Source organism: Lentilactobacillus otakiensis DSM 19908 = JCM 15040, assembly GCF_001434145.1.
Taxonomy (GTDB): domain Bacteria; phylum Bacillota; class Bacilli; order Lactobacillales; family Lactobacillaceae; genus Lentilactobacillus; species Lentilactobacillus otakiensis.
This window is the reverse complement of record NZ_AZED01000013.1, coordinates 232,464-254,314: the sequence shown is the minus strand read 5'-3', so window position 1 is coordinate 254,314 and position 21,851 is coordinate 232,464. Positions and strand designations below refer to the sequence as shown.

14 protein-coding genes and 1 CRISPR repeat array are annotated in these 21,851 nt (G+C 41.0%); of the genes, 10 read left to right on the top strand and 4 right to left on the bottom strand.

The features are described 5' to 3' along the window. Window positions 1-358: 358 nt before the first annotated feature. The 5 genes from FD05_RS07165 (at window position 359) to csn2 (ending at window position 7,941) form a co-directional block, all read left to right on the top strand. Window positions 359-1,534, top strand: a complete 1,176-nt coding sequence (locus FD05_RS07165) for a hypothetical protein (RefSeq protein WP_020282060.1) — start codon at window positions 359-361, stop codon at window positions 1,532-1,534. Window positions 1,535-1,766: 232 nt separating this feature from the next. Continuing rightward, on the top strand, window positions 1,767-5,876 hold the full coding sequence (gene cas9 / locus FD05_RS07160; RefSeq protein WP_039933353.1) for a type II CRISPR RNA-guided endonuclease Cas9: 4,110 nt from the start codon (window positions 1,767-1,769) through the stop codon (window positions 5,874-5,876). A 208-nt stretch (window positions 5,877-6,084) separates the two neighbouring features. Then, complete coding sequence (cas1, locus tag FD05_RS07155) at window positions 6,085-6,990, top strand: type II CRISPR-associated endonuclease Cas1 (protein WP_039933355.1); 906 nt, start codon at window positions 6,085-6,087, stop codon at window positions 6,988-6,990. Then, window positions 6,968-7,273 carry a CRISPR-associated endonuclease Cas2 gene (gene cas2, locus FD05_RS07150; protein WP_039933357.1) on the top strand — a complete coding sequence of 102 codons (306 nt, stop codon included), beginning with the start codon at window positions 6,968-6,970 and terminating at the stop codon, window positions 7,271-7,273. Before cas1 ends, cas2 begins: the two co-directional genes overlap by 23 nt. Further along, a complete protein-coding gene (gene csn2 / locus FD05_RS07145; protein WP_020282064.1) occupies window positions 7,270-7,941 on the top strand; it encodes a type II-A CRISPR-associated protein Csn2 in 672 nt (223 codons plus the stop codon). The genes cas2 and csn2 overlap by 4 nt, the downstream gene beginning before the upstream one ends. A gap of 28 nt (window positions 7,942-7,969) precedes the next feature. After that, window positions 7,970-10,842: a CRISPR direct-repeat array (repeat unit 36 nt; unit sequence GTTTTAGAAGGATGTTAAATCAATAAGGTTAAACCC). A 161-nt stretch (window positions 10,843-11,003) separates the two neighbouring features. Here the strand turns inward: csn2 and FD05_RS07140 are convergent. Then, window positions 11,004-12,050, bottom strand: a complete 1,047-nt coding sequence (locus tag FD05_RS07140; RefSeq protein ID WP_020280960.1) for an SGNH/GDSL hydrolase family protein — start codon at window positions 12,048-12,050, stop codon at window positions 11,004-11,006. 263 nt (window positions 12,051-12,313) lie between these two features. Between FD05_RS07140 and FD05_RS07135 the strand changes: the two genes are divergently transcribed. After that, window positions 12,314-13,024 (top strand): alpha/beta hydrolase, encoded by a 711-nt coding sequence (locus FD05_RS07135; RefSeq protein WP_020280961.1) that lies wholly within the window; start codon window positions 12,314-12,316, stop codon window positions 13,022-13,024. An 83-nt stretch (window positions 13,025-13,107) separates the two neighbouring features. On the opposite strand, the gene FD05_RS07130 is transcribed toward FD05_RS07135, so the two are convergent. Beyond that, a complete protein-coding gene (locus FD05_RS07130; protein ID WP_020280962.1) occupies window positions 13,108-13,707 on the bottom strand; it encodes a hypothetical protein in 600 nt (199 codons plus the stop codon). 29 nt (window positions 13,708-13,736) lie between these two features. Beyond that, window positions 13,737-14,627: an ArsR/SmtB family transcription factor gene (locus FD05_RS07125; RefSeq protein ID WP_039932760.1), complete on the bottom strand. Its 891-nt coding sequence runs from the start codon at window positions 14,625-14,627 to the stop codon at window positions 13,737-13,739. A 271-nt stretch (window positions 14,628-14,898) separates the two neighbouring features. Between FD05_RS07125 and FD05_RS07120 the strand changes: the two genes are divergently transcribed. From FD05_RS07120 to arfA, 3 genes are all read left to right on the top strand, one after another. Further along, window positions 14,899-15,864 (top strand): glycoside hydrolase family 43 protein, encoded by a 966-nt coding sequence (locus tag FD05_RS07120; RefSeq protein WP_020280964.1) that lies wholly within the window; start codon window positions 14,899-14,901, stop codon window positions 15,862-15,864. A 23-nt stretch (window positions 15,865-15,887) separates the two neighbouring features. Then, window positions 15,888-17,159: an oligosaccharide MFS transporter gene (locus FD05_RS07115; protein WP_039932858.1), complete on the top strand. Its 1,272-nt coding sequence runs from the start codon at window positions 15,888-15,890 to the stop codon at window positions 17,157-17,159. 183 nt (window positions 17,160-17,342) lie between these two features. Next, window positions 17,343-18,836, top strand: coding sequence for an arabinosylfuranosidase ArfA (gene arfA, locus FD05_RS07110; RefSeq protein WP_039932761.1), 1,494 nt, complete (start codon window positions 17,343-17,345; stop codon window positions 18,834-18,836). Window positions 18,837-18,909: 73 nt separating this feature from the next. On the opposite strand, the gene FD05_RS07105 is transcribed toward arfA, so the two are convergent. Continuing rightward, window positions 18,910-20,478, bottom strand: a complete 1,569-nt coding sequence (locus FD05_RS07105) for an amidohydrolase (protein ID WP_020280967.1) — start codon at window positions 20,476-20,478, stop codon at window positions 18,910-18,912. Window positions 20,479-20,612: 134 nt separating this feature from the next. Between FD05_RS07105 and FD05_RS07100 the strand changes: the two genes are divergently transcribed. Next, complete coding sequence (locus FD05_RS07100) at window positions 20,613-21,797, top strand: DUF2075 domain-containing protein (protein ID WP_020280968.1); 1,185 nt, start codon at window positions 20,613-20,615, stop codon at window positions 21,795-21,797. The last annotated feature ends 54 nt before the right edge of the window (window positions 21,798-21,851 follow it).

Sequence of the window (21,851 nt, the reverse complement as noted above, 5' to 3'; positions counted from 1 at the left end):
GCGAACAAAAAACGAGTATTCCGGTCAGACCGAAATACTCGTGATTAGTCGGCCTGCCGGAATCATCTGTACAGACCGTTCGTTTTCCGAAAGATTGCCGGCACAGATGCGTTCATGATCGCATGCTTAAGATCAAGTCGCATCTGCGTCGATGTGACTTGTTACCGGCTTTGCCAACTGCGATTAACAAGTGAACTCATAGCAATCTTTCCTTTCGTGATAGAATACCTATAATTTTAAATGATTGTTTATCGTTCGTCAACACGTGAATTTGAATCCTTAACTTAAATGAATGCGTTATTTAACACACACGTAATGCATTCATGATAACCTATTATTGAAAGAGGGGGCTCATTTCATGAAAAAATTCGTTAAACTTGTTGGTGTCATGATTGCATTTATCGCATTAGCTTTCATTGCTAGCCCACAACCCGCACAGGCCGCCCACGGCAATTATCGGGTGAAGACGCTGAAAACTTATAACCAACACACAAGTTCCGGTTCGGATGTCGCCTTTCGGGCAATCCCCAGGACCAAGGCAACTTTGTGGATTAACATGGATAGTGTGAATGCTAAACAAATTAAACCATCAGTCTTTCATAAAAAGGGGATTAAGATTGCCAAATACAAGACGACAACTTGGTTTGTCCAGAAAAAAGTGCGCATCTATCATCAGTTAAAGAGCGCAACTTATTATTATGTCCATAATCGTTACGGCAATATCCAGGGATACGTCAGAACCAACGCACTTAAGCGCGGCTTCAGTCCTTATGGGTATCAGATTACCAGTATCAAGTGGTATGGCAAAGATACGCCGTTTCATGTTAAGGATGCATATAAGCATAAAAATGTGTACATGTGGAACTACACCCATACCAAGAAAGTGGCCAATCTGAAGCATTATCCTGGAGCAAATTATATCAAGACTGCCAATATTGTGATGCGTCACAATGGTAAGAATACCAACTACTTTTATCTGGATGGCTCTCCAAATGGGACGTCAAAAAGCATTCACGGATATGTTCCGGCATCCGCAATTACTGAAGGTTTAAACCCGGATCATACCGGCATGAATTATGTTCCGATTGATCAATTTATAAATAACACCGATTTTAATCAGTACCTCCAAACTGGTACAACTCAAAAATTGGCTAGGGAAATTATCAAACTATTTCCAAATTCTCAACCCGATTTAGGATTATCGAAGATCGCTGTTTATAACTACGACCATTTTGCGGATAGTCCTAATGCAGAGTGGGATCCGATGAGCACAAAAGGCTACACTGATATCAAGTCATTTCCAACCGTTCAAAAGTGGCTATATGCTCATCGAAGTGCTTCCAATGCAACTAAGATTGCTGGCATTAAGAGTTTGCTAGATAAAGAAGGATATACGACCGCCAAGCGAGATTCTCTTTCTGGGTATAGGCTGGGGATTCAAATCATTAATAACATTACTTTTAACTACCCGGCACATGAGCTGGTCGGTAAGCAGGTTAGTTATACATTTATTTTGGGGAAAGTTGATAATTAGATACTCAATAGGCGCCAACGTAAATCGGTTCTCCGACCTACGTTGGTTTTTTTGTCGTTCAATGAGCATAACGACAGTCGACGAATAATCAATTCATTCGTTGGTTCTTATGCCTTCAGAAAGCCTTAACAAATATATGTGAAAAGGGTTTCAAATGGTTATTAGTTCATGCATAATAGGTGATGTGCCTAAAGGGGTTACTGGGCAACATTATTTTGAGGAGTTTTATCGTATGAAAGTTAATAATTATCACATAGGTCTCGATATCGGGACATCATCAATTGGTTGGGTCGCAATGGGGGAAGACGGCAAGCCTTTACGCGTTAAGGGGAAGACGGCAATTGGTGCTCGATTATTCCAAGAAGGCAACCCGGCTGCTGATCGGCGGATGTTCAGAACAACTCGTCGCCGTTTGAACAGACGAAAGTGGCGGTTGAAATTATTGGATGAAATATTTGATCCATATATTACACCTGTGGACAGCACCTTCTTTGCCCGTTTAAAACAATCCAATCTGTCGCCCAAAGATTCACGTAAGGAATTCAAGGGCTCAATGCTGTTCCCGGATTTAACTGACAAACAGTACCACCTAGATTACCCAACCATTTATCACTTACGTCATGCGCTCATGACTCAGGATAAACAGTTCGATATTCGGATGGTGTATTTGGCAATTCATCACATTGTCAAGTATCGTGGAAATTTCTTAAATTCAACACCGGTGGATTCCTTCAAGGCATCGAAAGTGAATTTTGATGATCAATTTAAAAAGTTAAATGAATTATATACAGCAATCAATCCTGAAGAATCTTTCCAAATTAATCTCGCAAATAGTGAAAAGATCGGCCAACAATTCCTTGACCCATCCATTCGTAAGTTTGATAAGAAAAAGCAAATTCCAAAAATTGTCCCGGTTACAATGGACGATAAAGCCGTGGACAAACTTAACGGCAAGATTGCTTCAGAAATCATCAATGCTATTTTAGGATATAAATCCAAGCTGGATGTGGCTGTGCAGTGTGACCCAGAAGATTCAAATCCCTGGGCAGTGAAATTTGATGATGAAGATATTGATGCCAAACTGCAGAAAATTTTACCTGAAATGGATGAAAATCAGCAATCGATCATTGGGATCATTCAAGACTTGTATTCTCAAGTAACCTTAAACCAAATTGTCCCAAATGGAATGTCATTATCAGAATCAATGATTAAAAAGTACAACGACCACCATGATCACTTGAAGTTATACAAAAAGTTGATTGGTCAGATTTCAGATTCCAAGAAGAAAACAGCATTGAAGAAGGCATACGATCAATATGTTGGCAACGATGGTAAAGTCATCGAACAAGATGACTTCTATTCGAGTGTGAAAAAGAATTTGGATGATTCAGAGTTATCAAAACAAATCATGGATCTGATTGACGCTGACAAATTCATGCCAAAGCAACGGACATCTCAAAATGGTGTCATTCCTCATCAACTCCACCAAAGAGAATTGGATGAAATCATCGAACACCAAAGTAAATATTATCCTTGGCTGGCAGAATCTAACCCTAACAAGCATGATCTGCACCTGGCAAAATACAAAATCGAAGAACTGGTCGCCTTTAGAATCCCATACTATGTCGGTCCAATGATTACTCCTGAGGATCAGAAAAAGTCTGGGGCCGCAGTCTTTTCTTGGATGAAACGCAAGGAACCAGGTCAAATTACGCCTTGGAACTTTGATGAGAAAGTTGATCGAATGGAATCTGCTAACAAATTCATCAAGCGGATGACCACAAAGGACACTTATTTGATTGGTGAAGATGTTCTTCCAGATGAAAGTCTGCTGTATGAAAAGTTCAAAGTGCTTAATGAGTTGAACATGGTCCGGGTGAATGGCGATTCGCTGAAGGTTGCCGACAAACAGGCGATTTATCAAGACCTGTTTGAAAACTATAAGCACATTTCCGTCAAGAAACTGCAAAACTATATCAAGGGTAAAACCGGATTGCCAAACAATCCCGAAATTTCGGGATTATCCGATCCCGATCAGTTCAATAATTCGCTCGGAACATACAACGACTTCAAAAAGTTGTTCGGCGATAAAGTTGACGATCCGGATCTTCAAAATGATTTTGAAAAGATCGTTGAATGGTCAACTGTCTTCGAAGACAAGAAGATTTTACGAGCCAAACTCAATGAAATTACCTGGTTGACCGATAAGCAAAAGGATGATCTTGAGTCCAGTCGTTATCAAGGCTGGGGACGACTTTCCAAGAAGCTCCTGACCGGAATTGTGAACGATCAGGGTGAACGAATTATTGACGAGCTTTGGAATACCAACAAGAACTTCATGCAGATTCAATCCGATGACGATTTTGCCAAACGAATTCATGAAGCCAATGCTGATCAGATGAAGTCTACCAACATGGAAGATGTTTTGGCAGATGCCTACACGTCTCCGCAAAACAAGAAGGCCATTCGTCAAGTCGTTAAAGTGGTCGATGATATTCAAAAAGCAATGGGTGGTGTTGCACCTAAGTTCATCTCAATTGAATTTACCCGTTCAGAAGACCGGAACCCGCGGCGGACAATTTCTCGCCAGCGACAACTGGAGAACACCTTAAAGGACACGGCGAAATCGCTGGTAAAGTCCATGAATCCAAACATTTTGTCCGAGTTGGATAATGCGTCGAGGTCTAAGAAGGGTCTGACTGATCGTCTGTACCTGTACTTTACTCAACTTGGGAAGGATATGTATACAGGTGAGCCAATTAATATCGATGAAATTAGTAATTATGATATTGATCATATCTTGCCGCAGGCGTTCATTAAGGATGACTCGTTGAGCAACCGCGTTCTTGTATCAAAGGCAGTCAACAATGGCAAGTCTGCTAATGTTCCATTGAAACTGTTCGGTGCCAAGATGGGCCACTTCTGGAAACAGCTTGCTGAAGCGGGCTTGATTAATAAACATAAACTAAAGAATCTTCAAACAAATCCTGACACTATTAGTAAGTTCGCGATGCACGGTTTCATCAGAAGACAATTGGTGGAAACCAGCCAGGTAATCAAGCTGGTTGCGAATATTCTCGGTGACAAATATCGAAATGATGATACCAAGATTATCGAAATTACAGCTCGGATGAACCATCAGATGCGAGATGAGTTCGGCTTTATCAAAAACCGTGAAATCAATGATTACCATCATGCCTTTGATGCTTATCTGACCGCATTCTTAGGGAGATATTTGTACCACCGTTATATCAAGTTGCGTCCATACTTCGTTTATGGCGACTTCAAGAAGTTCAGAGAAGATAAGGTTACCATGCGTAACTTCAACTTCCTGCATGATTTGACGGATGATACTCAAGCAAGAATTGCAGATACCGAGACCGGTGAAGTGATTTGGGATCGGGAGACTTCGATTAAGCAGTTGAGAGATGTTTATCATTATAAGTTTATGTTGATTTCGCAAGAGGTTTATACACTTCGCGGGGCAATGTTTAACCAAACAATTTATCCAGCATCCCAGGCAGGACGGAAAAAGTTAATTCCAATGAAAGCCGATAAGCCAGTTGACGTATATGGCGGATATAGTGGCAGTACGGATGCATATATGGCGATTGTCCGGATTCATGATAAGAAGGGTGATAAGTATAAGGTTGTCGGCGTGCCAATGCGGGCGCTAAATCGGCTGAACACTGCCAAAAATGTGAGTGATGCCAAATATGACCAAGAGTTGAAAGAAGTCTTGACGCCACAATTTACCAAGTCCAAGAAAAACCGGAAAACTGGAGAGATCACTCAAACAGTTGAAGACTTTGAAGTTGTCTTAGGTAAAGTGATGTACCGCCAGCTTGTGATTGATGGCGATAAGAAGTTCATGCTTGGAAGTTCAACTTATCAATATAACGCGAAGCAGCTGGTTCTTTCTGATGAATCCATTAAGACCCTTGCAAGCGAAGGAAAACTGAATGAGGCGCAAGAGAGCGCTGCGTATGATAAGGTTTATGATGAGATCTTGGATAAGGTTAATAAATACTTTGCGTTGTATGATACCAACAAGTTCCGTCAGAAACTAAGCCTGGGTAAGGACAAGTTTGTGGGACTTCCCAATCATAACGTGTTTGATGGAAGTAAGAAGATATCCTCAGGCAAGCGAGAGATTCTAAACGAAATTTTGAACGGGTTACACGCAAATGCCACACTGGGTACTTTGAGCGATATTGGCTTTTCAACACCATTTGGCAAGATGCAACAGCCTAGGGGAATTGGTCTGTCTTCAAATACAAGCATTGAATACGAGTCATTTACTGGACTGTTTAAGCGAACAATATTTTTAAAAGATCTATAACCAAAAAAGGAACCATTCTCCAAATCGAAGAATGGTTCCTTTAGCTTATGTAATGCCCATATAATGGGTCAAAAGTGGAAACTCCGCGCAAAGCGCATTGCTTGATTTTAACACAGGATGTTAAATCAATAAGGTCAAACATGTTGGGAGCTACCCAACACAAATAATAATACCCCAATTCACTAATTGAGGCAAGGGAGATTTTATTATGGGATGGCGATCAGTCGTTGTATCGCAACATGCAAAAATGTCATATTCATCAAGAAATATGATTGTTCAGACAATGGACGGGATTAACCAAGTGCCAATTGAGGATATTGATTTACTTTTAGTGTCAACCACACAAGCGGTAATCACGACTTCTTTGATTAGTGAGTTGGTAAAAAGCCAAGTCAAAATTATCTTTACGGATAACGCGAATGAGCCAGTCTGTGAAACGGTTGGGTATTACCCCAATAATCGGGATGTTGATCTGATTAAGAAACAATTTCAATGGGATGAAAAACGGCAACAGTTGCTTTGGACAAAAATTGTTGCCAGCAAGATTGTGAACCAAATTAATGTTTTGTCAATCTATGGGGTTGAAAACGCCGACTTGATTGCCGAACTTGATAAGTTAGAAGTCGATGACGTTACCAATCGGGAAGCGGTCGTTGCGCGAAAATACTTTCCCTTGTTATTTGATAACAAGTTCAGTCGCCGAGATTTTTCTCCGGTCAATGCGGCCCTCAATTATGGTTATTCAATTCTGCTGGCAAATGTTAATCGTGAGATCGTCTCCAATGGGTATCTCACATATTTAGGGATTCATCATCACAGCAACGATAACCAATTTAATTTGGGATCAGATTTAATGGAGCCTTTCCGCCCAGTGATTGATTACTGGCTGGCAAATCAGAACTTCAAGGAGTTGACGCCAGACGTGAAATTTGGCTTGGTGGATTTGTTGAACCTTGAAATGACGTTCAACGGCAAAGAAATGTTATTCCGGAACATTATTTCCGAACACGTGCGCAATTGCCTAAAGTATTTGAGTGGTGAAACGGATGAAATCAAAATCGAGGTGGAATTAAAAAATGAGGTACCGAATAATGCGATTAATGGTCATGTTTGATCTACCGGTTGAAACCAGTGAGAATAGACGCAATTACCGAAAATTTCGAAAAGCTTTGATTAACGAAGGCTTTTTGATGATCCAGTTTTCGGTGTATGTCAGAGTGTGCGTGAATAAGAAATCAGCAGACTTCATGGAGAAGCGGATTGCGGCAATTGCACCACCCGATGGATTAATTCAATCCTTGATCATGACCGAGAAGCAATATAACGACATGCATTTCATTGCCGGCAAGCCAAAAGAAGATGTCCGGAATTCTTCGGAGAGGACCATTATCCTATGAAAATTTCATATGCTGCTCACAAGGAAATTGAATTAAGTTCGAAAAACCCGACGGTGATCGCAACGAATAATCCGACGGTCTATCATGACTTGATCGTGGGGCTGAGTTCCTTTAATGACAAAGTTAAATTGTTTGATGATACTTTTGAATCGCTGGAAGTAAAAGATGCAATTGATTGGCAAGGGGACGTCGGGCTCAGTGATGGTGTGAGTGAAAAGTATAGCCCTGGTATTTATAAGCAGTTAGAAGCTGTATTGACTGACGATCAACGTAAGTCAATTACTGACATCAATAGCCAACTGTATACTCTTGTGCAGCAATGCTTATTCATGATTGATCTCCCTTTGGAAGTTACCTATGATTGGGATTTAAAGAAGCTGTTCAAATACTGCAAAATTCACTTTAATGTCGATACCATGCAAAACCCGTATGCTATAATTGAATCAATTATTAAAATTCACTTAGAGTGTGGATTGAAGTCTGCAGTTGGATTAACTAATGTCGCTCATTATCTTAACCAGCAGCAATTAACTGACTTGTCCAAACTCACAAGTTCCACGGGGATCTCGATATTATTAGTAGAATTCACAGATATGAAGTCACAGGAGCTTTATACCAATTGCAATTTCTACTACATTGACGAGGACTTTGTTGATTGGCATGCATAATACATTAAAATCCGGTTATAAAAAATCGGTTTTAGAAGGATGTTAAATCAATAAGGTTAAACCCTTTTGGTGATGTAGACTTTAAGACGGAGAGGTTTTAGAAGGATGTTAAATCAATAAGGTTAAACCCATAGGCAAGGGTTTGAGGTGACTACAGAACGTTTTAGAAGGATGTTAAATCAATAAGGTTAAACCCGATCAAATTGCTCAAATGGGTCAAGGAGTTGTTTTAGAAGGATGTTAAATCAATAAGGTTAAACCCCACGCGTTTTCTGGACGTTGTTCAATCCAGGTTTTAGAAGGATGTTAAATCAATAAGGTTAAACCCTCTGGGTGGTTAACCCGCGTTTTAATTCGCGTTTTAGAAGGATGTTAAATCAATAAGGTTAAACCCGGTGAGTATTAATCAATAGCTCTTTTGATAGTTTTAGAAGGATGTTAAATCAATAAGGTTAAACCCACGCCTAAACACCGACGTGTCAACGTTTGTGTTTTAGAAGGATGTTAAATCAATAAGGTTAAACCCGTGGATTTGAACTGCCAGATTATTTGGCAAGTTTTAGAAGGATGTTAAATCAATAAGGTTAAACCCTAATTGCTTTACCAATCTTACCAATTGCATGTTTTAGAAGGATGTTAAATCAATAAGGTTAAACCCTTCGATCCGATGGAAATGTTCATACTCTTTGTTTTAGAAGGATGTTAAATCAATAAGGTTAAACCCATATCGATAACTTTTTGGAACAGAAGAAGAGTTTTAGAAGGATGTTAAATCAATAAGGTTAAACCCCCGCGTGGCTCATAGAATACGGAAATCCACGTTTTAGAAGGATGTTAAATCAATAAGGTTAAACCCTGCAAAGATCTTTGCATTCCCAACTAGTTAGTTTTAGAAGGATGTTAAATCAATAAGGTTAAACCCACTGGACGCAGAAATCCATGGATATGCGAAGTTTTAGAAGGATGTTAAATCAATAAGGTTAAACCCTTAAAGTAATTTGAATTCCGTGATTGAGTTGTTTTAGAAGGATGTTAAATCAATAAGGTTAAACCCAACTGTTTGAAGGGGAGTTCCATAAATCCTGTTTTAGAAGGATGTTAAATCAATAAGGTTAAACCCTAATTCCTGTCGATATTGCACGGTTCAGTCGTTTTAGAAGGATGTTAAATCAATAAGGTTAAACCCCAATTTTTAGACTTGGTATCATCCGGAGCAGTTTTAGAAGGATGTTAAATCAATAAGGTTAAACCCGATTCTGGCATCAAAGCCACTTCGTCAAAGGTTTTAGAAGGATGTTAAATCAATAAGGTTAAACCCAGAGCCTTGTGCCGTGGGATGAATCACTTCGTTTTAGAAGGATGTTAAATCAATAAGGTTAAACCCAAACCGTTACGCCGTTTGACTTATTACCATGTTTTAGAAGGATGTTAAATCAATAAGGTTAAACCCAGAACAACTGCGATATTTTCACTACTTCATGTTTTAGAAGGATGTTAAATCAATAAGGTTAAACCCGACACCTTGACCCAACAACAAGCGGTTCTTGTTTTAGAAGGATGTTAAATCAATAAGGTTAAACCCTAACGCTTGGTTATAACAATCGTGCAATGGTTTTAGAAGGATGTTAAATCAATAAGGTTAAACCCAATCGTCGCAGTTTTACCGCAGAATGATCGGTTTTAGAAGGATGTTAAATCAATAAGGTTAAACCCTAAATAATTTTGTTTGCGTAATACTTTGGAGTTTTAGAAGGATGTTAAATCAATAAGGTTAAACCCATCTCGCCGGAATCAATGCCAACGTATTGGGTTTTAGAAGGATGTTAAATCAATAAGGTTAAACCCTATAAATGTGGTGGTAAGGTTAGGACGGTTGTTTTAGAAGGATGTTAAATCAATAAGGTTAAACCCAAGCATTCGACAATATGATGGCCAACTTTGGTTTTAGAAGGATGTTAAATCAATAAGGTTAAACCCCCTTAAAGGACTTGTGTCACGTTGCCTTCGGTTTTAGAAGGATGTTAAATCAATAAGGTTAAACCCGAGTACAAAAGGCTGTGGAACAATGCTTCAGTTTTAGAAGGATGTTAAATCAATAAGGTTAAACCCTGTATCATGGTTATCAAGCCGCTTACGCAGGTTTTAGAAGGATGTTAAATCAATAAGGTTAAACTCTCTGATAGTGTATGAGTTCTGAGCCCGCAGGTTTTAGAAGGATGTTAAATCAATAAGGTTAAACCCATGGGTATTGACAACCAAGATTTTATTAACGTTTTAGAAGGATGTTAAATTAATAAGGTTAAACCCTACCGCAACCAATAAGGATCGTTGCCTTTCGTTTTAGAAGGATGTTAAATCAATAAGGTTAAACCCATTGGTTCCACTTGCGTAAGTCGTCGATAGGTTTTAGAAGGATGTTAAATCAATAAGGTTAAACCCTTGGCGAAATGATCATGTCAACCACACCAGGTTTTAGAAGGATGTTAAATCAATAAGGTTAAACCCAGCTTAAAGCAGATGAACAAGCAATCGCAGGTTTTAGAAGGATGTTAAATCAATAAGGTTAAACCCGCAAGCTGGAAAGATATGATACGTAAGCAGGTTTTAGAAGGATGTTAAATCAATAAGGTTAAACCCGCCGATTCAAAAAATAGAGCAGGCGTTTCGGTTTTAGAAGGATGTTAAATCAATAAGGTTAAACCCCCATAAGTGATCTAATAACTTTCATTCCTGGTTTTAGAAGGATGTTAAATCAATAAGGTTAAACCCGCAAAGGTTCAGGCTAAGAAACCACCCAACGTTTTAGAAGGATGTTAAATCAATAAGGTTAAACCCTGTAACCACCGTGGCTCCAAACAGAGCCTTGTTTTAGAAGGATGTTAAATCAATAAGGTTAAATCCTGAGCACGAAAAATGGCACAAAAAGATTGGGTTTTAGAAGAATCTTAAATCGATAAGGTCATTTTTTCTAAAGTAACCTCGCTAAATCGTCTCGGCTGTAACACAAATAAATGAGCTTCCAGGTCAGCAAATCACTAACCTGAAAGCTCATTTATTTGTATCTATTTAGCTAATTCCTTGGCCAACGCCAATCCCATTTTCTGAGCAGTTTGAGCAGTTGGATGAATCTCGTGATCTCGTAAAGTATAATTCTTGTTTTGACTGGTAATAATCCCAGGCGCAAATTGATTGAAGTTAATCACAGTGGCACCCAGTGACTTGTACAGCTTGGCTTCCGCAACCCGTAAGTCTTTAAAGGTGTAGCCATACATGTCGCTCATGTTCTCGCGGCTCAGGCCATTAGCATCGTAACGCGAAATTGGCAGCACCCCATAAATCTTAGCGTTTGGATTGAGCTTTTGAATCATGCGAATGTTATAACGCAGATTGTGCATCACATTCTTCAAACTACCGGAACCCGAGTAATTGGTGTAATCATTGGTACCGATGTGGACAAAAATCATGTTCATGTGTTTGATGGCCGTGCGGTGCGCCTTGATGGCTGCCGACAAATCTTGCGGAACTAAAGTTGTTCCCAGATAAGCGTAACGGTGGCCAACAATCCGACCGCTTGGGCAGGCAAAGTTTTCAACCTTCGTATTGGTGCCCAGGTATTTAGCCATCCAATCGGGATATGAACTGTTCATATAGAAATGATAGCCATCCCAGCCGGCAGGAATTGAATCACCGAAGACACCGATCTTATCGCCGGTAAACTTATTGTCAGCAGATGCAAGCTTGACGTTATACGATTTCGAAGTGATGTTTTTCACCTGAGAATTCAGAACCCAAAAAGTGTGCTTATGATCGGTACTGGTAATCCGATAAACGACTTTGGTCTTACCACCATAGATCAGCTTGGCAGTTTGACTCCGGTACCATGCTGATTTGGCATACTTCTTACTGCTCACAGATTTAGCAAGATGAACGTCCGTATAAAGTTTGGCGTTCTTCTTCAGCGCAAATGCATGTGGCAGTGCCTGCGTTGTATATTCAACTTGAACCCCCGCTTTATCTGCAGTTGGATGACTGTATACGCCAAATGAGATTGACGCCACAACCAAAGCTGCGAAAAACAGTTTGATGTGTCTATTAAAAAAATTAATCATTGAATTTTCTCCCCAGAAAACAATATTGAACTTTGATTGAAGTCGCGGTGACACTATTTCAACCCTTATAGTATAATATTTGTCGTTAACTTTCCAATTATACGACAAATTAGTTTTCATTTTCATAAAATTTTGAAATAAGCTGATAAAAAAATACAATAATGGCATGAAAACACTGCCAGAGTAGGAATAGTTAGCCGATTTTGATTTTAACAATGGCAATTTTTCTCCGCACCTCTTATCATGGAAGATGAGGTGATTGTATGAATTTTAAACAAGTTGTATTTGATAAAGAAAAAGGCATCAAATTAGATATTTATGACGCCGACAGCGACGTTGCCTTACCCGGAATTGTTGTGATCCCCGGCGGAAGTTACAAGACATTTAAAGAACGGGATGCCGCCCGAGTAGCACTGACATTTCTGACAAAAAGTTACCAAGCCTTCGTGGTGGAGTATCCGGTCAATGAAAAGAAAAATTATCAAGAGGCTAAACAAAGCATTGAAATGGCCTTCGACTACATTACTAAGAACGCTAAGGATCTGAACGTTGATACCAATAGGTTGGGAATTATCGGCTTCTCTGCCGGTGGTCAGCTTGCTGCAGCATATTCCAACGAGAAGGATACTAAGGCTAAGTTCACCGTTCTTGGGTATCCAGTGCTCACCCAAGCTTTGGATGAAAAAATCGGCATCCACAGTGAAGATGTAACCAAACAAGTTACTAAGAACACACCGCCAACCTTCATCTTTGGTGCTCGTGGTGATGAACTGGCACCATATGTCGATCATATTTACCCATACACCGATGCGTTGTACAAGAATGGCGTTAACTTCGAAGTTCACTTGTTCAGCACTGGCGGCCATGGCTTTAGTTTGGCCAATGAATTTGTCGGCGTTGTGAACCGTGATCGAACCGATAAGCATTTTGCCAAATGGTTCCCACTGTGTGTTGAATGGCTTCAGACATTATAATATGTGTTCAACCTTAACTGGATATTAAATGAGCACCAAACTCAGCGGATGTGGGTTTGGTGCTCATTTGTGCTTATATAAGATTAATCATCATAACTATTTTCAATCAAAAATCGTCTGGATAGTTCAACTAAAATGGGCGTCATTGGCGTTGAAAGTTCATTCCAGTTGCGGTCAACGAATGGTTTGAATTTGTTGAGCGCTCCTTTGTCGAGCTTCTTGGTGTCAGCTAGGAGGTGGCGCAATTCGAGTGCGAATTCCTGCAGAGTGACTTTGTCGGATTGACTTTTCAGGGACGACCGGATTGAAGTCAGTTGGGCGAGATATCCGTCAAATTGAGTTGCATCAGAAAGGGCATCTTCTTGAGGAAAGTCAATCGTATCGTTTTTGCTTTGCTCATGTTTAAGCTCCTGAAGGTAGTTGCTGCCTTTCTTGGTCAGCCATTTACTTGCATGGTTATCGAACAATTTGACGCCATCTACGAAATCCACGTCGAAGGTTGCCGTCAACACTTCTTCATGTTTTTGATCCATCTTTGCCAATTCATTTAAGATCTTTGGTGCCCGGTAATTGTTATTCTTGCCATAGTCAATCAACGTTTGCACAGTTTTCAAATTTACTTGATCCGACTGCGTTTCCAAAAAGCTTAAAATAAATTCACGCATTCGATCTTCAAACTCCATCAATAATCGCCATCCTATTCCTATGTCCGTTAGCTATGAAAAAGTTTCATCTGAATATCTTGATCATAATTACCAAATCCATGTCCGAAAATTGTGCAGCCACCTTTATGCTTGGCATTATCTTTGATAGCGAATCGGACAGTGAATGTGGGCTTCTTCCAGTTGATATCGTCGATTGACACATCGGTAAACGGTTGACCGTCCAAGTAGCTCCCGTGATCGGTAACTCGAACGACCTTTAGCTGACCGTATTGGTTGACATTGTCAGGTACCCAATCCGGAGTGTATTTGCCACGGATATCCGAAAAGTCTCCGGGACTGGTCCAAGTGCCAATTTCAACATCATTGATATAGAAGGTAATATCTGACGGCCAGACATTGTTGGAAAATGGGAACTCAGATCCTAACTCCATGGACAGGTCAAGCATTTCCAGCTTGTCTTTTTCTTCCAAATAATTGGGAAATTGGTATTCGACAAAACCGTCGGTCCACCATATCATGCCTGCTTTAATTCGATCGGGGCTCATGAAGTACTTAGGGTTGTCAACTTTTCCGATGTAGTCGTTCTTGCCGGCGAGCCCACAAGATGGGGTGACTGAATAGTCGGTAAACTGTCCAACTGGCACTTGTGTTTGATATTCTGCAAAGGCTGGGTAAATGGTAGTTGGAAAATGCACGTTGATATTGTCGACCTTGAGATAGGATATCTTACTATGGCCTTGACGTTCGAAACCGATGATCCCGGCCTCAGCGAGCTTGTTTAAATGCATTAAAACAATCGTACTGCTTAATTTTAGTTGGCGTGATAATTCCTGAACACTCATTCGCTTTGATGAGAGCGTTTGAATGATTTGAATCCGTACTGGACTAGCTAGAGCTTTGTAGACTCCTAATGAATCCTTGGAAATATCTAAATCCAAATATGTGACCTCCTACTCAATCCCGGGGGCTTAATTACTCGGGTATTTATTGATTCTGATTGGGTCTAATTCTTTTAATCAACATAAATGTTAATCTTAAATTTGAAACCGTTTCCCAAACACCCTTATAGTAGCAAAAGTATGTTTCTAAGTCAAAAAGTATCGAAACATTTACATTTTAGCTTGTAGAAATCGTTGACGAACAATATTATAAGTATGTGCACAGGTGATCGAAGTACTACGTAGCAATTGGAGAAAAGGAGATTTTACATTGACAGTCTATACAAATCCGCTCATTGTTCAGCGGGCAGACCCATATATTTATAAGCATACTGATGGTTACTATTACTTTACTGCCTCAGTACCGGCTTATAACCTGATCGAAATTCGTCGTGCCAAAACATTGGAGGGCTTAGCTCATGCTGCACCACGGACAATTTGGCGCAAACATGAAAGCGGTCCCATGAGCCAATTGATTTGGGCACCGGAAATTCATTACATTGACGGCAAATGGTTCATTTACTTTGCTGCAGCTGAGACAACCGCTTTGGATAAGAATGGCATGTTCCAACACAGAATGTTCTGTATTGAATGTGATAATCCAGATCCAATGCGCAGCGAAGATGATTGGATTGAGCATGGCCAAGTCGAAACCGGCATGGACAGTTTTTCACTGGATGCAACCTGCTTTGAAGCCAACAACAAGTTGTACTATGTTTGGGCACAAAAGGATCCTGACATTAAAGGAAATTCTAATTTGTATATTGCTGAAATGGGAAACCCTTGGACCCTTAAATCCAAACCTGTGATGTTATCAAAACCTGAGTTTGACTGGGAAACTATCGGATTCTGGGTTAACGAAGGACCTGCAGTTATTCATCGTAACGGTCGCTTCTTCTTAACCTATTCAGCTAGTGCCACTGATGAGCATTATGCCATGGGGATGCTGAGCATTCCAGATGACAAAGATTTGTTGGATGCAAGCAACTGGACCAAGTCCAAGAAACCTGTTTTCCAAAGTGATATGGCAACTCACCAATATGGACCAGGCCACAACTCATTTACGGTCGGTGAAGATGGTAAAACAGATATTCTTGTCTACCATTGCCGTGATTATACCGAAATCAAGGGTGATCCATTGTACGATCCCAACCGTCATACAAAGGTCCAAGCCTTCACTTGGAATGATGACGGGACACCTAATTTTGGTAAACCAGTTCCTTATAATTATGATTAATAAATTTCAGGAGGCATTTAATGATGCAAAATAGTGCAGAAGCACCTAAAAAACAGGAGAGTAAGCACTTCTGGGGATTCCCATTTACCCACTTTACCTACTTCTTTATGTGGCAGATTATCTTCGGTTATTTAACCCTTTGGATGGAACAAGTTGGGCACATGAACGGTGCTGAAGCCGGAATCGTGTTCTCAGCGATGTCTGGTTTGTCTCTATTATTCCAACCAGCCTTTGGTGTTTGGTCTGATAAATTAGTTTTCAAAAAGAATTTGCTATTCATGATTTCCATTGCAGCGATGTTAATTGGACCGTATTTCCAGTGGGTCTTTCTACCATTGATGCATATCAACTCATTGTTAGTCGCATTAATCACTGGAGTATTTCTTTGTTTCATCTTTAATGGTGGTGTTTCAGTTATTGAGCAATACGTTCAACGTGCCAGCTTGGCTAACCGTTTTGAATATGGTCACTCACGAATGGGTGGCTCTTTAGCCGGGATGGTTGCTTCCTTCTTAGGTGGTCAATTGTTCATCTGGCAACCAAACGCCATTTTCTGGGCATGTTCAATTTCAGCAACTATTCTGACTGGTTTGCTGTTGTTCAGCGATAAAATTGATATGGACAATGCCGCAGCTGCTGGTGATACTTCCAACAAACTCGACATGAAACAAATTGGTAAGATCTTTAAAATCAAGAATTTCTGGTACTTATCAATCTTCTACATTGGTGCTTCAGCCATTTATGATGTTTTTGATCAACAATTCATCATTTTCTTCAAGACATTCTTTAACACTGCTGCCCAAGGTACTCAAGCATACAGTTACATGACCACTGCTCAAATTGGTTTGGAATTCTTACTCATGATTCCAATGCCATGGATCATCAACAAGATTGGATCACGAAATGGTTTGATTGCTTATGGCTGTATCTTAGCTATCCGGATTATTGGTAGTGCTTTGTCACCAAGTTTAATCTGGGTTATCGTTCTTCGTTTGTTAGCCGGATTCGAAATGCCTTTGGTACTTGTTTCAATTATGAAATACATTGCCGGAGCCTTCGATATCCGAGTTTATGCCACTGTTTATGCTCTGGCTTCAAACTTTGCCAAACAGATTTCAGTCTTCGTCTTCTCAGCCCTTGCTGGTAACATGTACGACTCCATCGGTTTCCAACACACCTATTTGATCCTTGGTGCAATCGTTGCTGTTGTAACTGTCTTTGCCGCATTTACCTTGAAGAAGGAAGATCCTGTACAAGCTGGTGAAGTTGATAAACAAGGTGAAACTAAAGCTTAATTAGGATTTTAATTAGTCACAATTTCTTTATATACCATCTAAAATGACACTCCTGTGAGTGCCATTTTTTGTATTCTAAATAATCTGGAGCCTTCCCGAACTTGATTTTGAACAGGGGACTTTTATAATTTATGTATTGGGTCTTTCCAATATTTTCTCTATCAAACGAAGGAGGAATAAATTATCAAATCAAAATTAACTGTCGATCGTGATCAGGTGATTTCAAAAATTGATCCGCGAATGTGGGGATCATTTACAGAACACTTAGGTCGGTCGATTTATGAAGGCATTTATCAACCAGATCACCCAACTGCAGACAAAGATGGGTTTCGCACGGATGTTATTGATGCGGTGAAAAAGCTGAATGTGCCACTCATTCGATATCCCGGTGGGAACTTTGTGTCAGCTTACAACTGGGAAGATGGCATTGGGCCAAAAGATAAACGGCCAACTAAACTTGATTTGGCTTGGCGTAGTAAAGAGACCAATCAGTTTGGAATCCATGAATTTATGAAGTGGGCGAAAAAGGTCGGCTCAGAGCCCGATATGGCAGTCAATCTGGGCACTCGTGGCATTGATGCTGCCCGCAACTTGATTGAATACTGTAACTTTCCAAAGGGTACTTATTGGAGTGACCTCCGTCGGAAAAACGGTGCCGAGAAACCATTTAACATTAAAGTGTGGTCACTTGGCAACGAAATGGACGGCCCGTGGCAGATTGGTCATAAGACCGCTTATGAATACGGCCGACTGGCTCACGAAACTGCAAAAGCAATGCGTTTAATTGACCCCGATATTGAATTGATTGCATGTGGAAGTTCGTCACATCAGATCAATACTTTTGGTACTTGGGAGGAAACCTTGCTCGATCAGGCTTATGATGATGTGGATTACTTGTCACTTCATCAATATTACGATGACTCCGATCACGATTTAGGCGAATTCTTGGGGAAATCCGTTGATTTTGATCACTTCATTACAGACGTCGCCAATATTTGTGATGCAGTCAAAGCGCGTCGTCACAGTAAGAAACAGATCAACTTGTCGATTGATGAGTGGAATGTCTGGTATCATTCCAAGGCTGCTGATGACAAACAGGCACCTTGGCAGGTTGCACCACACTTGCTTGAAGACCATTATAATTTTATGGATGCATTGTTGGTCGGAAGCCTGGCAATTACACTTATGAAGCATGCAGACCGTGTTAAAATTGGCTGTCTTGCTCAATTGATCAATGTGATTGCGCCGATCATGACGAATACAAACGGTGATCCATCGGTTTGGTATCAATCCATCTTCTATCCATTCATGCAGGCATCAAACTTTGGTAGAGGAATTGCACTGGCTGCCAAATCGGATGTGCCGACTTATCAAGCTAAAGACTATGAGGTCCCTTATACGGATTCTGTGGCCACTTATGATGAGAATGGCATATTGACGATGTTCATTGTTAACAAGTCAAAAGAAAAGGTTGATTTTGAGTCAACGTTGCAGAACTTTGACGTCCAGGGATTAGACAAAGCAACCCAATTCTGCGGATATGACTTGATGAAAACCAATGAAGATCAATCGATGAAGTTAGAATCAATGAATCAGGTGACTGTTTCAGATGACAAGGTAAGTGCGGAGTTACAACCTCTATCTTGGAATGTGATTCGGGTTAAAGTGAAAGATTAAGTATTAAAGACCGATATCAAGAGAATTGTTAAATTCTTGATATCGGTCTTTTTATGTTGGATTTAGAAAAGCACTAATAAACTTGTTTCCCGGCCATCCAAGTCTCAGCAACCCGGACATCTTTGAGCTCTTCGTGGGGAACTGAGAAAATATCTCGGTCGAGGATCACGAAGTCCCCGGCATAACCTGGCGTTAGCTGACCATTTTTGTGAAAGCCGCCGATTTTGGCGGGCCAGTTGGTGTAGGCCAAGACTGCATCTGGGATGTCGATGGCTTCGTCCGCATTGACGACATCGCCATTCACCGCCGTGCGGGTAATGGCTGCATAGATGTTAACAAACGGGCTGTCTGGTTCAGCCCACGGCGTGCACGGGGCATCGGAGCTCAGTGCAAATTCGGCTTTGGTATTTAGCATTGATTTCACCCGGTAGGCCTCTTTGAATTGCTGTGGCGACAAATAGTTCCGGTACGATTCATCCTCCGCGAAGAAGAAAATCGGCTGGGTCACAAGCGCATAATTCATGGTGGCAGTGTTGATTTGGTTGAGCATCTGGTCACTCAAAATCGAAGCATGCTCAATTCGAATCGATGGCCGATCAGATAACCACGGCTGCATTTTATCCGTCACATCTAAAATCAACTGGGTCGCTGCGTCACCCATGGCGTGGATCGCAACTTGCAAGCTGTGCTGTTTGGCATAGGTAACGGCTTGCTTGAGCTTGGTAGCGTCGGTGAGGCAGACACCGTTTTTGCCGCTGGGGTATGGCTGATGATTGTAGGCCGTTTCGCCAGAGATGCTGCCATCCATAAAGACTTTGATGCCGGCAATTCTTAATTGGTCATCATTCGTTGGCTTGAGGCTGGCATTACCCGACACTTCGTCATAGACATAATAAATCGAGGATTTGGGTTTGAAACCAGCTTTGATAGCGTCTTGATACAGTTTGAGTGAATCATATGGTCGAATTCGGCCCATCATTTCTCCAATTGCGACGATCCCGTTTTGGAGATAATGGGTTGAACTATTGGCCATGTTGTCGACGTCACCCTGGTAACTCTGAGCGGATTTGGCCTTGATTAATAACTGGGTGGCAGCCACTTCTTTCATGTAGCCGTTGGGACGGCCATCTGGAAAGTGACCGATGAAGCCACCAACCGGATCTGGGGTGGTGGCAGTGATTCCGGCTAATTCCAGCGCTTTAGAGTTGCCGATGGACGAGTGACAATCAGAGCGGTAGATAAAAATCGGCTGGGTGGTGGACACTTCATCCAAATCGTTGACGGTCGGGGTGCGGTGCTCAGCAAGCTTGGTTTCATCAAAGCCCCATCCCTCAATCCAAGTATCGGCGCCCTTGCCAAAGGCTGGTGACTTTCTCAGGGCTGTCTTCATATCTTCAATACTATTAATGTCGGGTGGCGTGCAGGCCACGCCGTGTAAGGCATCAGCAATGTATTTGGGGTGGGTATGAACATCAATTAACCCCGGCAGCACCGTTTGACTCTTTAGGTCGATAGCATCAAGATCGTTTACTTCCTTAGAATTGCCAGTCCAAGTGACTTGACCATTTTCAATCGTCATCGCTGAAACGAAGCTGGTGGCGTCAATTCCAGTAAATATTTTTCCATTCATGAAAGTTGGCATGGTTATTCTCCTTGTCATTATTTTGTCTCTATTATTCATGATTAATGGTAGCGATTGCAAGCCTGATCTCTCTGGAAATTGAATCGGCGAAAAGTTATCATAATATTATGAGCTTTTAGAGAAGGAGCAAACCCATGGAATCTTTGGAATCGCACACGTTAAATGCATTTTCGAAAAATATTGAATTGACTGATCACCAAAAAGCAGTTCTCAAACAAATTGACCAGTTTTCTCGGGAACATTTGAAAGAAGACGGTCACGCTGTGTTTGTCTTGATGGGTGATGCCGGTACTGGGAAGAGTCTGATCCTCAATCAATTGTTTACGAAGTTGGCCCAGGAAGTTGACGATGCCTACTTTTTGGTCAACCATCCGGAACTCTTGAAAGTGTACCGGGAGCTTGCCGGACAAACCCCGCACATGCTGAAAAAATATTATCAGCGGCCGACCAGCTTCATTAATCAGATGCACAAGCAGGATAAGCATGTCAACTTAACCGTGGTCGATGAAGCCCATTTGTTATTGAGCAAGCCGGATCACTACAACAATTATTATGGTGACAATCAGCTCCAGGATATTATTCAATTGAGCCGGGTCACCATTGTTGTTTTCGATCCTCACCAGGTATTGCGGACGAAGAGTTTTTGGAACAAAGCTCGTTTGGAAAAATTAATTGCCCCATACCCGCATGATTTGGTTCACTTGAAGCAACAGTTTCGCATGCAGGCCAGTCCCAAATTGATGGATTGGCTGGACCATTTTATTGATGGTGATGTGATTGGGCCGATACCAACGGATATTGGTGACTATGACTTTCAAATCTTTCCGGATGCTGAAAAGATGTTTCAAATGATCATTAAGAAAAACGATAAATATGGTTTGTCACGGATGACTTCGACGAGTGGCTATCCGTCAACCCTGGATGGTGGCAAACACTTGGTTAATGAGGGCAACTTCCATTTACCATGGGACCAGTATAATTTTACAAGCACGCCTTGGGCTGAACAGCCACAGACGATTGATGAGGTTGGTAGCATTTACACTGTCCAGGGATTTGACCTGAACTATATTGGGATTATCATCGGACCGCCGTTTTACTTAACTGCCGACAACTGTTTGGGGGTTGATCCCAGCAAAGTGACCGATGTGGAAATTTTTAAGCATCGTGCCGACATGTCGCCTGAAGACTATGAAGCCAGCAAAGTTGAATTATTACGGAATTCGTTGAATGTTTTGTTGCGGCGCGGGATTAAGGGGATGTATTTGCATGCACATGATCCTAAACTGGAAAGCTATTTGGAACGGATGATCCGCGGTTAAACATCGTCGAATTGTTTGACAGAGGTTTACTGATTAGTTATCCTTTGTTAATAA